Here is a 13,079-nt window from a genome sequence, read left to right as displayed (position 1 = left end):
TTATTCTGTGTAAAAATCAGGATTTTTTTATTGTGGAAAACTCCTGTGCATAACTTTTTCCACAGTGGAAACACAAGGATAAAAATATTCTTGTGGAAAAGTTCTGTAAAAAAATCGCAGATAAATCTCTTATTTTATATTGACAAAACACCTCATCCCTCGTTATACTATCAAAGTATGTCTGTGTTTAATTTCATGTACATGTAGATAAGAAATTCTGGAGGTGGAACAAGATGAAAAGAACATACCAACCAAATAAACGTAAACGTCAAAAAGTTCACGGATTCCGTAAACGTATGAGCACAAAAAATGGACGTCGTGTTTTAGCTAGCCGTCGTCGTAAAGGAAGAAAAGTTCTTTCAGCTTAGACCACTGGGGTTACAGTGGTTTTTTTTATGTCCTTTTTTAGGGAATAGATGAAAGAACAACAGGAAATATGGTATGATTGGTGACGTAAGTGAAAGATAGAAAAGGAAAGAAAACGAATGAGAAAAGCGTATCGAGTGAAAAAAGAACGAGAGTTTCAAACCGTGTTTCAAACAGGATCTTCCTTTGCTAACCGTAAGTTTGTCGTGTACCGCTTAGAAAAGAAAGAGCAACCGCATTTTCGCGTTGGCTTATCTGTGGGCAAGAAGGTGGGAAATGCTGTATGTCGCAATGAAGTAAAACGTAAAATTCGTGCAGCAATCTATTCATTAAAAGAAGAGATTGATCCCGAATTGGATTTTATAGTGATTGCTAGACCAAGCACTAAAGGACTGACTTACGATGAGATGCGTTCCAATCTAGTTCATGTCTTAAAGCTTGCAAAAATAATCGATAGAGAGGAAAAGAGTAAGTGAAGAAATACAAACGTTTACTTTTGATGGCTGGACTGATCAGTCTAATCATCGTCTTATCCGGTTGTGGAACTGGAGAAGTCAGCGCACAAAGTACAGGAATTTGGGATCGCTACATCGTTTATTATTTTGCTGAAGCGATTAAAGCATTATCATTTGGAAATGTAGGGATTGGGATTATCATATTCACGATCATTATCCGTGTGATTTTACTTCCATTGATGCATTTTCAAACAAAGAGTATGCGAAAAACACAAGAACTTCAACCTAAGCTTAAGGCGCTCCAACAAAAATATAGTTCGAAAGACCCTGAAACACAAAGTAAATTACGAGAAGAACAACAACGGTTATATGCAGAAAACAATGTCAATCCTTATGCCGGCTGTCTTCCATTATTAGTTCAAATGCCGATCCTGATGGCTTTATGGCAATCAATCTCGCGGGTACCTGAATTAAAACTTGGACATTTCTTATGGTTGAATCTAGGAAATCCGGATCCAACATTTATTTTACCGATTTTGGCAGCGCTCTTTACATTTGCCAGCACGTATCTATCTAGTATGAGCCAACTGGAATCAAATGCATCACTTAAAATCATGAATTTTGCGATGCCTGTGATGATCTTAGTCATGGGGGTCAACTTAGCTAGTGGGCTATCTTTATACTGGGTGGTTTCTAATGCGTTCCAAGTTGTCCAAACATTATTGATTAATAATCCATTTAAAATCAGAAAAGAACGAGAAGAAGAAGCAAGAAGAATCCGCGAAAAAGAGCGGGCATTGAAACGGGCACAAAATCCTAAGAAAAAACGTAAAAAATAAGGGAGGGAATGCTAATGCCGATTTATGAAGCTGCAACTATAGATGAAGCTGTTCAAATTGGACTGAAAGATTTAGGACTAGCAAAAGAGCAAGTCACAATCGAGATACTTGATGAAGGTAAAAAAGGATTTATTGGAATAGGAAAAAGAAATGCTAAACTTTCGATTGAGCCGTCGATTAGCGAAAGAGTTTCTGAAACGATTGAAGAAACCGTTGAACAAGTATTAGAAGAAACACCTGTAACAACAGAAGTGATCATTGAAAGTGAACCTGAAGAACAGACTGAAGTGAAGAGTGAATCAGAAGACGAAGCAGCTTTAACGGAGTTAGCAATCTATCTTACAGCAATTTCCAAACAACTGAATGCACCAGCTTCCGTTAAAATGGAACGTCAATCCAATATGATCATTTTCCATTTAGAAACGGAAAAACAAGGTATTTTGATTGGTAAACATGGAAAAACATTAAATGCTTTACAATATCTGGCTCAAGTTTTTCTTCACCGTGTATCTGATAGTAAATTGTCTGTCGTGGTTAATGTTGGAAATTATCGGGAAAAACGTCAGGAAATCATCCAACGTTTAGCTGAACGGACCGCAGAAAAAGTTATTCGTACAGGCCAACCGGCATTTTTAGACCCGATGCCAGCATTTGAACGCAAGCAGATCCATGCAGCACTAAGTAAAAATGAACATGTTCAAACTCACTCAGAAGGGGACGAACCTTATCGCTACTTAGTAGTAGAACTAGTAAGATAAGGATAGAAAATATGAGTAGTTGATCGTGAGAATTCAGGAAATCACATTGACAAACTTTTTCAAACAAAGTATATTTTATTAGAAATCATTCTTATCGAAGTATACGATGATAAAGTAGTCTTACTTTGATAAAAAAAGAGTGCAGAGCCGAAGCTCTACACTCTTTTTTTATCCTATCGTTGTTTGAACAAATTGAATAACTGTTCCGTAAGCAAAAAGCTCTATCACCTGTTTACCATCTCGTGATTTTTGTTGGTATTCAAAGTGACAGTTGATGACGGCATTCGCGCCATAATCCAAGACTTTCTTTTTCAATTTTTGTTTAGTTGTCGAAAACATCTCATCTGTGTTGAAGTCAGGATCAAATAAATCTGCTTCTATGCATTCCACTACAAAGACAATGTCTCGTACAATATATTTTTGATTGATATTTCCGGTGGATAAAACGACTTCGTTAATTCGTGGGTCGTCTTCTCCGTCAAATGAAGACGGTTGGAATTGGGCCATAAATTTTGCTCCTCTCGGTAAAGATAAAGTATGTAGATAGCGTTACCATTTAAGTGTATCGTTTTTCAGAGGAAAGATAAAGTTATTTGAAACATTCATGAAGTTATTATAGTAATCATAAAAGAATTTCAGAGAATTCGATTTTTTCTCGGACTAAGATAAGCCTATCTAAGAATTGGAATTTTTTTAAGAAGAATGAAAAAAACTTGATTCCTAGAAATAGGTGTGATAATCTATGACCAGAATTTAAGCGAGAACAAGCAGTCAAAGTGCGAAGTTCACCATTTGAGTCAAAGGGTGAAGTGGGCACTTTTTTTGTGCGTAAAAATAAAAAGGAAGTGAAAACATGGCTGAAATAACCTTAGAATTTGATACGATTGCGGCAATTTCGACACCACCTGGTGAAGGAGCAATCAGTATTGTTCGTCTAAGTGGAGATCAAGCAGTAACATTAGCAGATCGTGTTTATCAATGTGGGAATAAATGCTTATTAGATGTTCCAAGTCATACGATTCATTACGGTCATATTGTTGATCCGAAGAGTCATCAAGTCATTGATGAAGTGATGGTCTCAGTAATGTTAGCACCGAAAACATTTACTCGAGAAGATGTGGTAGAGATTAATTGTCACGGTGGTATCGTTGTTGTGAATCAAATTTTACAATTGTTACTAAGAGAGGGCGCACGATTAGCCGAGCCGGGAGAATTTACAAAACGGGCTTTCTTAAACGGGCGTGTCGATCTTTCTCAAGCGGAAGCTGTAATGGATTTGATTCGTGCAAAAACCGATAAGGCCATGGGTGTGGCTTTAAATCAATTAGATGGAAACCTTTCGACATTGATCCGTTCTTTACGACAAGAAATACTCGAAACATTGGCACAGGTAGAAGTAAATATCGATTATCCAGAATATGATGACGTGGAAGAGTTGACCACAAAATTATTACTAGAAAAAGCCTATATGATCCAAGCAAGAATCCAAGCACTTTTAGCTACTTCCCAACAAGGGAAAGTTTTGCGTGAAGGGTTGAGTACAGCAATCATTGGCCGACCTAATGTTGGAAAATCGAGTCTACTCAACCATTTGTTGCGAGAAGAAAAAGCAATCGTGACGGATATTGCAGGAACAACGAGAGATGTGATCGAAGAATACGTCAATGTTCGTGGTGTGCCATTGAAATTGATTGATACAGCAGGAATTCGTGAAACAGAAGATCTAGTGGAACAAATCGGTGTTGCTCGTAGCCGTAAAGCCTTGGCAGAATCTGAATTGATTTTGCTTGTATTAAACCAAAGTGAGCCACTAACACTAGAAGATGAACAATTGTTGGAAGCAACTAAAGGATTAAAACGCATCATTCTTTTAAATAAGACTGATCTACCTAAGCAATTAGAGGAAGAAAAATTAGCACCATTCATTGAAAATGATCCAGTTTTTGCAGTTTCTGTTGCTAAAAATGATGGACTAGATCGTCTGGAAAATGCCATTTCTGAATTGTTTTTCGGTGGTCAAACAGGTGAAAAAGATGCAACCTATGTGTCCAATACACGACACATTGCGTTACTTGAAAAAGCAGCTCTTTCTTTGCAAGAAGTAATTGCTGGGATCGATGCAGGAATGCCTGTGGACTTGGTACAGATGGATATGACACGTTGTTGGGATTATCTTGGAGAAGTTGTGGGTGACAGTGTCCAAGATGAATTAATCACGCAATTATTTAGTCAATTTTGTTTAGGAAAATAAAGGAGGAAAAAGTACTTGAATTATTATCAAGCAGAAGCGTACGATGTCATTGTCGTAGGCGCAGGACATGCCGGCTCAGAAGCAGCACTTGCTGCGGCACGGATGGGTTCAAAAACATTGTTACTAACAATCAACTTAGATATGGTTGCGTTCATGCCATGTAACCCTTCTGTAGGTGGACCTGCAAAAGGTGTAGTGGTTCGTGAGATTGATGCCTTAGGTGGAGAGATGGGCAAAAACATCGATAAGACGTACATTCAAATGAGAATGTTGAATACAGGTAAAGGACCAGCTGTTCGTGCATTACGTGCTCAAGCAGATAAACATGCTTACGCCAATGAAATGAAACATACGATTGAAAAAGAACCCAATCTAACATTAAGACAAGGAATCGTGGAAGAATTGATCGTGGAAGATGGTGTGTGTCGTGGTGTCATCACTTCAACAGGTGCGAGTTATCAAGCAAAAGCAGTAGTTATTACAGCAGGAACAGCTTTACGTGGAGAAATCATTATCGGGGAATTGAAATATTCTTCAGGCCCGAATAATTCTCAACCTTCCATCGGTTTAGCCAATAACCTAAAGGAACTAGGATTTGCAATTGACCGCTTTAAAACAGGCACACCTCCTCGGGTGAAATCAAGTACAATTGATTACTCCGTGACGGAAGAACAGCCTGGAGATAAAGAACCTAATCATTTTAGTTTCAGTACCCCTGATAGTGCCTATCGTCTCGATCAAGAACCTTGCTGGTTGACTTATACAGGTGAAACTACCCATCAAATCATCCGTGACAATCTCCATCGTGCACCAATGTTCACGGGTATCGTAGAAGGCGTGGGCGCGCGTTATTGCCCTTCAATTGAAGACAAAATCGTACGCTTTGCCGATAAACCTCGCCATCAGTTATTTTTAGAACCAGAAGGGTTAAATACTGAAGAAGTTTATGTCCAAGGGTTATCGACATCGTTACCAGAAGATGTTCAAGTAGATGTTTTACATTCTATTGCTGGACTAGAAAAAGTTGAGATGATGCGTACAGGTTATGCTATTGAATACGATGTCGTAGAACCACATCAATTACGTCCAACATTAGAAACGAAAGTAGTTGAAAATCTATATACAGCCGGACAAACCAATGGTACAAGTGGCTATGAAGAAGCAGCTGGCCAAGGTTTGGTTGCAGGGATCAATGCAGCCTTAAAAGTACAAGGAAAAGAACCATTTGTGCTTAAACGTAGTGATGGCTATATTGGTGTTATGATTGATGATCTAGTGACCAAAGGAACGAATGAACCCTATCGCTTGTTAACTTCACGTGCAGAATATCGTCTGCTTTTACGTCATGATAATGCAGATTTACGTTTGACCGAAATGGGTCATCAAATTGGCTTAGTAGAAGAAGAACAATATGCCGCTTATTTGAAAAAGAAAGCCGCTGTTGAAGCAGAAATTAAACGCTTGATGAATGTACGAATCAAACCAACGGAAGAAGTTCAAGCATTCCTAGCAGAACTCAATGCAGCTCCACTAAAAGACGGTGTGCTAGCGAGTGACTTTTTAAGACGACCAGAAATCACTTACACTGACTTATTACGTTTTATTCCAGAAAATACTGAACTAAATGCTAAAGAAATCGAACAAGTTGAAATTCAATTAAAATATGAAGGTTACATCAAAAAAGCTTTAGAAAAAGTAGAGAAACTTAAACGAATGGAAGCAAAAAGAATTCCAGAAAATATTGATTACACAGCAATCAATGGTTTGGCAACGGAAGCTAAACAAAAATTGCAAAAAATCCGTCCAGAAACAATCGCCCAAGCCAGCCGTATCAGCGGAGTTAATCCAGCTGATTTAAGTATCTTAATGGTCTATATCGAACAAGGGAAGATTGCGAAAGTCGAAGTGTAAAGTATTGATACGAACGGATTTGTGAGAATAAATGAGTCCTTATCGTATCGACTGACTCCGTTTTTGACTCCGTATATCACGCATTCATGTAGGAGTCGAACAATTCAACTGTTTCTTCTTGTCGATTTTTTGATACTTGGATATAGATATCCATGGTTGTCTTAGATGAAGAATGCCCTAATCTATCTTGCACGTCTTTTACTTGAGCACCTGCTTCAAAAAGCAATGTAGCGTGGGTCTTTCTAAAGCCATGGACTTTGATTATTTTCATATCAGGGAACTTCCTAGCTACTTTACTCATTACATGATTAGGGTAGCCCTTATACAGGAAGTCCCTTTTTTTATTTGCTTTAATAGTACTGATAACAGGTACATCATCCATATTATCGATTCTGATACCTCTAGAGAGATTCTTTTTTATGACGGTACGTTTCCACTTCTTAAGTATGGTCAAAGTCCCGTCGTCTATTGTAATTGTTCTCTTAGATGACTCTGTCTTTGTAGGATTGATACATAGAGAGCCATCAGATAGCTCTACTAGCGTTTTATTGAATGGCACAGTCTTTTTATCAAAGTCGATGTCTTTCCACGTCAGGCCCAGTATTTCCCCCTTCCTAGCTCCTGTATAAGCAGCTAGTCTAAAAAATGCTAGAGCACGATCATCTTCTAGCTCTTGCAAGCAATCAAAGAATTGTCGAAGCTCTTCTTTCGTGTAAAACTCCGCTTCGATCTCAGCAGAGTCATGATTAGACTTAGGTGTAATGGTACGTTCCATGGGATTGGTCTTGATCACGCCAATCAATATACCGTAGTTGAATACCTGTGAAGTGTAACTTTTTATTTTCTGGTAAGAATGATACTTTATTGACCATTCAGTTAGTATTTTTTGACATGTAGCAGGAGTGATAGCCTCTAACTTCATTTTTCCAAAAGAGGGAAGGATTTGGTTCGTGAAGTGATTCTTGATCCGTTGTTCTGTTGTGTTTCGAATATTTTTAACGTGTTGGCTCATCCATAGATCATATAACTCACTGAACGTCTTGATAGAGTGTTGACTTATTCCATTAGATTCGATTTCTAACTGGAATCGAGCCAAGTCTAAAGAGGCTTCTTTTTTTGTTTTGAATCCTCTACGTGTCGTCCGTTTTTCTTTACCTGTCATCGGGTCTTTGCCCATGTAAACTTTGTAAAGCCAAGCTGTGGTGCCATCGCTTTTTTTGTATTGTTGTATAGTTGCCATAGTGATTTCCTCCTTGAAGAAGCCATAGAAGCCCGCTGAGAGCTTGTCAGCTATAAAGGAATCACCTCCTTTCATTTCTTAGTAAAAATGATTTTTTTCAAGAGGAGTATATCTTTTAAAGTAAAAAAAGTAAATCTTGTTTTTGATTAATTCAGTAATTAATGTTGATTATTGTTATTTTTTAATGTAAAATAAAAACGAAAAAGTGATTTTTCTGTTTTCCTCACATATTTTATTGACAAAAAACAATATTTTTAAAATGTTGATATAAAGCTATTGTTTTTTGTCAATAAAGAAAAAATGCCAAAAAATATCGAATAAGTTTTATCTAATTAGACTTGAGATATCGAAAAACACCTTGTAGAATTCTTGTACAAAGGTGTTTTTTTATTGCCTGGATATCAAAAAATGAAGGAGTCGAGTGACGGTGGAATTAAAAATAGAGTTTGATGATTTCATGCAAGATTTAGAACAGCTGATTGAAGAGACAGTGCAAAACGTGAATCATAATTCTTACACAAAGGAATATTTTAGCACTAAGGAAGTTCAAGAATACATGGGAGGAATATCAAAAGGAACACTTGCTAAGATGGTTAATCTAGGATTGAAGAAAATAGTCATAGACAGGATATGTTTATACAAAAAAGCAGACGTTGATGATTTTCTCGAGGAATATAGGAGATAGAGAATATAGTCACATAATAATCAGTATTTGTTTTATTACAAGAAAATAATATAAACAAATAAAAAAACATAAGGAGAGAACGTAGATGAATAAATTAGATTTTGAATTATACAGGGAATCAATTATAAAGAAGATAAATGAATTGTTCATTACTTATAGAAAGACTTACTTGCTGCAATATGAATTGAATCAAGGAGACTGTAAGTATAGGGAAGTTAAACATTATTTAACAGATACAATTATTGACAAGCACTTAGCTAATCAGCTCACTGTAGGTATAAAGCTAGGAGCCGGAGGGTTAACTAAGTTCTTTACTTTTGATGTCGATATAAAAGATAACAAATATGAATGTCAAGATGTTACTCGCAAACTTGTTAATCTACTGATTGATCATTATGGAATCCCCAAAAATGATATACATGTTTCAACCAGTGGACAAAAAGGATATCATGTAGACTTGTATTTTACGGATGTCATTCCAGAATCTAAATTGATACCTTTTTATGAGGAGGTTTTACGTAACTTAAACGAAACACCTAGGAGAATAGAGCGTAGACCAACAACTGGTCAAGGTGTAAAACTACCTTTAGGGATGCATAAGGCAACAAATCAAATTTGTCATTATGTGGATAATCAAACATTTGAAGAATTGAATATAGAATATTTTCTCAATATTCAACCCATGAATAGAGATGAATTTTGTCAAGATATTCTAAGTCAATGCTCAGTTACAAAAACTACTAAGAATAAACCTAAAATCAATGTAGAGTATCATCCCGATGGAATGTCCAAAGAAGAACTAAAAATAATATTTGAAGAGAACCATTTATTATGTGGTGGTACACGAAATAATTTCACATTATATGGGGCAATGCTTCTTAAAGAGCAAGGTTATTCTGAACAAGATACATGTAAAAAAATACTTAGTGTATTAGAAAACACGCTATCATCAGAAAAAACATCTCAATATATACGAAGTGTTTCAAAGGATGATTTAAGAAAAGAAACAGCGCGGGTTATACAGACTGTTTATGATCGTGATTATAAATTAGCACGAAGCCCCCATAATACTAAAATAGACTTTTGTTATGAAGAGATTCAACTCCTTATATCTATAGGGAATGTTGCGTTAATTAGATTAGCATTTGTTCTATTAGTACATGCAAAGAGGTACGCAAATGATGAGGGAATATTTTTTTGTACTTACGAGCAACTAAGTAAGCACGGAGTTGATAAAAATAGAGGACGTGTTTTGAAAAGACTCAAACAGTTAGCTTCCTTTGGTTTTCTAGTTATTATTAGCCAAGGTAAATATTCAGAGGTCACAAAGAAAAAATCCCCTAATTTGTATAGAATTAATAATGATTTTAGTGACAGGGATGGAAAAAAATACTTTGCTTGTGAAGGAATAGTAAGTTTGACAGAGATTGCTATGAATTTTTCTTTAACAGATGAGGAAATACGCATTTTACGTAAAGTGGATGCTAAGTATTTGGTGGAGTAACTCTGTTTATGACAAGGTATAAAAAAGCATTTTTAATGCTTTTTTATTTTGCAAGCGTGACAGCATCCTAGAGCATCTTTAAGTTTCTAATTATAGTTTTTTCTAGGAACATAATTAAAACCTTGTCAGGGGGACTATACGGGTCTTACATTTAACACCTATTAATAAGTAAAAAAGTTATTACGTTCGGACTCTTGCTTTTTGAGTAATTTCATATAATCAATCGTTCTCTCTCTATCATGGGGGCTGAGTGATCGATACAAGGTCAAAAAGTCTTCCTCCGCTTCAACCATCTCTTCATCTAAAAAATGGCTTACAGGGACCCCAAGTGCTTTTGAAAGAGCGGTTAGGCTTTCTAGATTAGGTTCTGTTACAGAATTCTCCCATCTTGCTACAGCTTGCTGTGTAGAGAAGATTTTTTCAGCTAGTTCTTTTTGTGTCCACCCTAGAGCTTTTCGTTTTTCTCTGATGATTTTTGCATATTGTTTCTGTTTCAATAATTACACCCCCTTTCTCAGTAGGGTACAACAACTTGTTGTATTTGTAATGATATATAAATTTTTTATGTATTTTATGAGTTGAAATACATCATATCGTTGTATATAATAAAAAACAGGGTGTGAGGATATGAAAAAAACAAGTAATCTCAGCCGATACAGAGAAGAAAGAGGACTTTCTCAAACTGAGTTAGCAAGAAAGATGAACGTTACACAACAATGTATAAGTTCATGGCAAACAGGGAGAACAATTCCTAAACCCTATCAAATGAAAACGATTTCTGAAATATTAAGTGTACCAATAAATGAGTTATTTTCTGAGGTGTTTAATAAAGCAATGTAGTTTGGTAATAAGAAACTACACGATTTTAGGAGGGAAAGACATGTATTGTAGGAAGTGTGGTAAAGAAATAGCAGATGAAAGTAAGTATTGTTAGTTTTGCGGGTCATCACAAGAAACAGTTGAGGTAACCGGAATAGTAAAGAAAAGTACTGAGCAGACACTCAGTGAAATGAAGGAACAAATCGCACATGGACAAGAGACAGGGAAGCTGTATTTGATTATTGGTTGGGTTTCTATGGTGGTATCGTTGGTATTCGTTCCTGTTGCGTTTGGTGCCGTAGCTGTTATTATGGGGTACTTATATCGAGATAAAGATGAAAAAATGGGTACGGTTTTGATGATAGCAGGGGTATCCGGAGCAATCTTGGGTGTACTTTTAGGGATGTCAATGAGTTACTGATGAGAGAAAATTATTTTGGAGATAGGAGATAAAAAGTTGGATAAAGTAAATATGAATAAGAAGTTTGTCATTATAGGTATCGTTGTATTGGCTATTATAGGTATAATTTTTTCAAGAATGACGGGTTCATCTGGACTAGAGAAGTCATCTGAACCATTGGTAACTCAGATTTTACAAGAACAGTATAACTTAAATCGGTCATGTGATGATGTGACGATCACTCATGATAATGGTGATAACACGTACCGGGCTAAAGCTACGTTAGACAATGGAAGTGCTATCAATATAAATGTCGAGTACTATCCAAAAAAAGACCGTGTATATGTAGAGATACCATATACTGAGGTGTTAATGTTGAATTGAACCCCACCCCGTTGGTGATTGACCGTATATTGCATGGAAACCTTGGGAAGCATAAGCTAACTAGGGGTTCCTTTTTCTTTTCTTTTTTTTGGAATCTACTTAAGTGAAATGTATCTGAAATGAAATGGGAGTAAGTGTTATAATATTTGCTACATAAGCTTTTTACTTTATTTCGGAGTGTAATAGTAGTAAAGAGTTTTCCAGGATATTACTGCAGTTATCCTATTGAATAACACTAGAGAAAGAAGAGAAGAAAAAATGAAAAAGGTATTACTTACAGTTAGTTTGTTGGCTAACGTAGCGCTGGTTGGAGCACTGATTTATACCAATACAGAAATACAGAAGCTTGATGATCAACGGGAGAGCCTTACAATAGCCAATGATCAATACAAAAGAAAGTTAGATGGCGCGGAGACACAAGAATCTGAGATAGGTTCTACGAGCGATTCAAATGTCTCGATGAATAATGATTCTGTCGAAAGTATTCCAGAGAGTAGTACATCGTCAGCAGATAATTCAAGCGACAGCATAGAGTTGCATAACCACCTGTACCATTTTGATGATTTTAGTGGTACTATTGAAGAAACTGGAGAACCTGCTCACATGTCGGAACACTTTACTAGGAGTTCTGTAACAATATCCGATAGTAATGGTACCTATAATGCTACTTTATTTGATAATAACGATGGTACAGCACAGATTACAGATTTAGATGGTAATATTTTGTACAGTGGAAGCTGGAAGCCTACCAAAGCATTTGAGATTCTATCACTGAAAAGTTCACTCCAAAATTCCACAAGAAATGATTTAGTGGCTTCTTTTGCTCAAAGATCATGGAATGATCCAGAAATTGCAAGACTGGCTCAAACGGCTTTAGAAAATGCCAGTGCTCAGAACATATCAAATGAGCAATGGCAACAAATTTCCAATGATATTATTAAGCAATTAGAAACTATGGAGAATGGTAACTAATTATACTTAAATATTGGAACAGGTGATTGGATTATTAAGCATGTCTTGTATTAGAGTTAATTGTCCTACCCCGTTAATAACTGACCGTGTCTTAGGAAATACCTTCAGGTAGTAAAAGCTATCTGGAGGTTCTTTTTTTTCGGTTTATGGTATCCGCTTATATAAATCGTATCTGAAATGAAACAAGATATACTTGTATAAGCATTGATATAAACACGTTTCTGTTATTTCAGATAGTGATAATTAAGATACGTACATTATCTAAAAATAAATTTTAAATTACTGTTTAGTGTGTTTTTTATTGTAATACCTAATGGAAATATTTATATGTATATGAGATGATAAAAGTCAGAAAAACATTTAAAAGTAACATTTCCAAATCATAAGTGTTTCGATATGTATAGTTACAAATAAGGTTGTATTTTTCCTAATACATGTCTAAAGTCAATATTAAGAAAAGGAGAATCTTATGATAAAAATTCATGGAAACAGCCA

At 36.0% G+C, this 13,079-nt stretch carries 14 protein-coding genes and 1 pseudogene; 12 read left to right on the top strand and 3 right to left on the bottom strand.

All coding sequences use genetic code 11. The features are described 5' to 3' along the window. Window positions 1-233: 233 nt before the first annotated feature. From rpmH to jag, 4 genes are all read left to right on the top strand, one after another. Entirely contained in the window at window positions 234-368 is a 135-nt protein-coding gene (rpmH, locus tag A5844_RS04535; protein WP_002293121.1) for a 50S ribosomal protein L34, read from the top strand. A 117-nt stretch (window positions 369-485) separates the two neighbouring features. Next, window positions 486-842: a ribonuclease P protein component gene (gene rnpA, locus A5844_RS04530; protein WP_086284106.1), complete on the top strand. Its 357-nt coding sequence runs from the start codon at window positions 486-488 to the stop codon at window positions 840-842. Further along, complete coding sequence (locus A5844_RS04525; protein ID WP_086284105.1) at window positions 839-1,660, top strand: YidC/Oxa1 family membrane protein insertase; 822 nt, start codon at window positions 839-841, stop codon at window positions 1,658-1,660. Before rnpA ends, A5844_RS04525 begins: the two co-directional genes overlap by 4 nt. Before the next feature lie 14 nt (window positions 1,661-1,674). Then, on the top strand, window positions 1,675-2,418 hold the full coding sequence (gene jag, locus A5844_RS04520) for an RNA-binding cell elongation regulator Jag/EloR (protein ID WP_086284104.1): 744 nt from the start codon (window positions 1,675-1,677) through the stop codon (window positions 2,416-2,418). Between the two features lie 168 nt (window positions 2,419-2,586). Here the strand turns inward: jag and A5844_RS04515 are convergent, their stop codons facing one another. Then, entirely contained in the window at window positions 2,587-2,925 is a 339-nt protein-coding gene (locus tag A5844_RS04515) for a heavy metal-binding domain-containing protein (protein WP_086284103.1), read from the bottom strand. A gap of 346 nt (window positions 2,926-3,271) precedes the next feature. On the opposite strand from A5844_RS04515, the gene mnmE reads away from it, so the two are divergent. Further along, window positions 3,272-4,669 (top strand): tRNA uridine-5-carboxymethylaminomethyl(34) synthesis GTPase MnmE, encoded by a 1,398-nt coding sequence (gene mnmE / locus A5844_RS04510; protein ID WP_086284102.1) that lies wholly within the window; start codon window positions 3,272-3,274, stop codon window positions 4,667-4,669. Between the two features lie 15 nt (window positions 4,670-4,684). Continuing rightward, window positions 4,685-6,580 carry a tRNA uridine-5-carboxymethylaminomethyl(34) synthesis enzyme MnmG gene (gene mnmG / locus A5844_RS04505; protein WP_086284101.1) on the top strand — a complete coding sequence of 632 codons (1,896 nt, stop codon included), beginning with the start codon at window positions 4,685-4,687 and terminating at the stop codon, window positions 6,578-6,580. Between the two features lie 76 nt (window positions 6,581-6,656). Here mnmG and A5844_RS04500 read toward each other — a convergent pair whose 3' ends face one another. Beyond that, complete coding sequence (locus A5844_RS04500; protein ID WP_086284100.1) at window positions 6,657-7,820, bottom strand: site-specific integrase; 1,164 nt, start codon at window positions 7,818-7,820, stop codon at window positions 6,657-6,659. Between the two features lie 421 nt (window positions 7,821-8,241). On the opposite strand from A5844_RS04500, the gene A5844_RS04495 reads away from it, so the two are divergent. Both A5844_RS04495 and A5844_RS04490 read left to right on the top strand, forming a co-directional pair. Next, window positions 8,242-8,505, top strand: a complete 264-nt coding sequence (locus tag A5844_RS04495; RefSeq protein WP_226078770.1) for a helix-turn-helix domain-containing protein — start codon at window positions 8,242-8,244, stop codon at window positions 8,503-8,505. 85 nt (window positions 8,506-8,590) lie between these two features. Beyond that, window positions 8,591-10,009: a TOTE conflict system archaeo-eukaryotic primase domain-containing protein gene (locus A5844_RS04490; protein WP_086284099.1), complete on the top strand. Its 1,419-nt coding sequence runs from the start codon at window positions 8,591-8,593 to the stop codon at window positions 10,007-10,009. A 161-nt stretch (window positions 10,010-10,170) separates the two neighbouring features. On the opposite strand, the gene A5844_RS04485 is transcribed toward A5844_RS04490, so the two are convergent. Continuing rightward, window positions 10,171-10,506: a helix-turn-helix domain-containing protein gene (locus tag A5844_RS04485; RefSeq protein ID WP_002376335.1), complete on the bottom strand. Its 336-nt coding sequence runs from the start codon at window positions 10,504-10,506 to the stop codon at window positions 10,171-10,173. A gap of 130 nt (window positions 10,507-10,636) precedes the next feature. Here A5844_RS04485 and A5844_RS04480 point away from each other — a divergent pair, with 130 nt between their 5' ends. The 4 genes and pseudogenes from A5844_RS04480 (at window position 10,637) to A5844_RS04465 (ending at window position 12,584) form a co-directional block, all read left to right on the top strand. Beyond that, complete coding sequence (locus tag A5844_RS04480) at window positions 10,637-10,849, top strand: helix-turn-helix transcriptional regulator (protein ID WP_086284098.1); 213 nt, start codon at window positions 10,637-10,639, stop codon at window positions 10,847-10,849. Window positions 10,850-10,889: 40 nt separating this feature from the next. After that, window positions 10,890-11,249, top strand: a pseudogene (locus A5844_RS04475) (zinc-ribbon domain-containing protein). Window positions 11,250-11,285: 36 nt separating this feature from the next. Further along, window positions 11,286-11,612, top strand: coding sequence for a hypothetical protein (locus tag A5844_RS04470; RefSeq protein ID WP_029682094.1), 327 nt, complete (start codon window positions 11,286-11,288; stop codon window positions 11,610-11,612). Between the two features lie 258 nt (window positions 11,613-11,870). Continuing rightward, on the top strand, window positions 11,871-12,584 hold the full coding sequence (locus A5844_RS04465) for a hypothetical protein (protein ID WP_002376328.1): 714 nt from the start codon (window positions 11,871-11,873) through the stop codon (window positions 12,582-12,584). The last annotated feature ends 495 nt before the right edge of the window (window positions 12,585-13,079 follow it).

The organism is Candidatus Enterococcus wittei, assembly GCF_002140175.1.
GTDB lineage: Bacteria > Bacillota > Bacilli > Lactobacillales > Enterococcaceae > Enterococcus_B > Enterococcus_B wittei.
The sequence above is the reverse complement of the archived record's forward strand: the minus strand, read 5'-3'. Positions and strand labels throughout refer to the sequence as shown.

Coding starts and splice junctions, on each gene's coding strand:
- rnpA (WP_086284106.1), top strand. CDS start 486: ATGAGAAAAGCGTATCGAGTGAAAAAAGAACGAGAGTTTCAAACCGTG.
- mnmE (WP_086284102.1), top strand. CDS start 3,272: ATGGCTGAAATAACCTTAGAATTTGATACGATTGCGGCAATTTCGACA.
- jag (WP_086284104.1), top strand. CDS start 1,675: ATGCCGATTTATGAAGCTGCAACTATAGATGAAGCTGTTCAAATTGGA.
- A5844_RS04500 (WP_086284100.1), bottom strand. CDS start 7,820: ATGGCAACTATACAACAATACAAAAAAAGCGATGGCACCACAGCTTGG.
- A5844_RS04490 (WP_086284099.1), top strand. CDS start 8,591: ATGAATAAATTAGATTTTGAATTATACAGGGAATCAATTATAAAGAAG.
- A5844_RS04480 (WP_086284098.1), top strand. CDS start 10,637: ATGAAAAAAACAAGTAATCTCAGCCGATACAGAGAAGAAAGAGGACTT.
- A5844_RS04515 (WP_086284103.1), bottom strand. CDS start 2,925: ATGGCCCAATTCCAACCGTCTTCATTTGACGGAGAAGACGACCCACGA.
- A5844_RS04465 (WP_002376328.1), top strand. CDS start 11,871: ATGAAAAAGGTATTACTTACAGTTAGTTTGTTGGCTAACGTAGCGCTG.
- rpmH (WP_002293121.1), top strand. CDS start 234: ATGAAAAGAACATACCAACCAAATAAACGTAAACGTCAAAAAGTTCAC.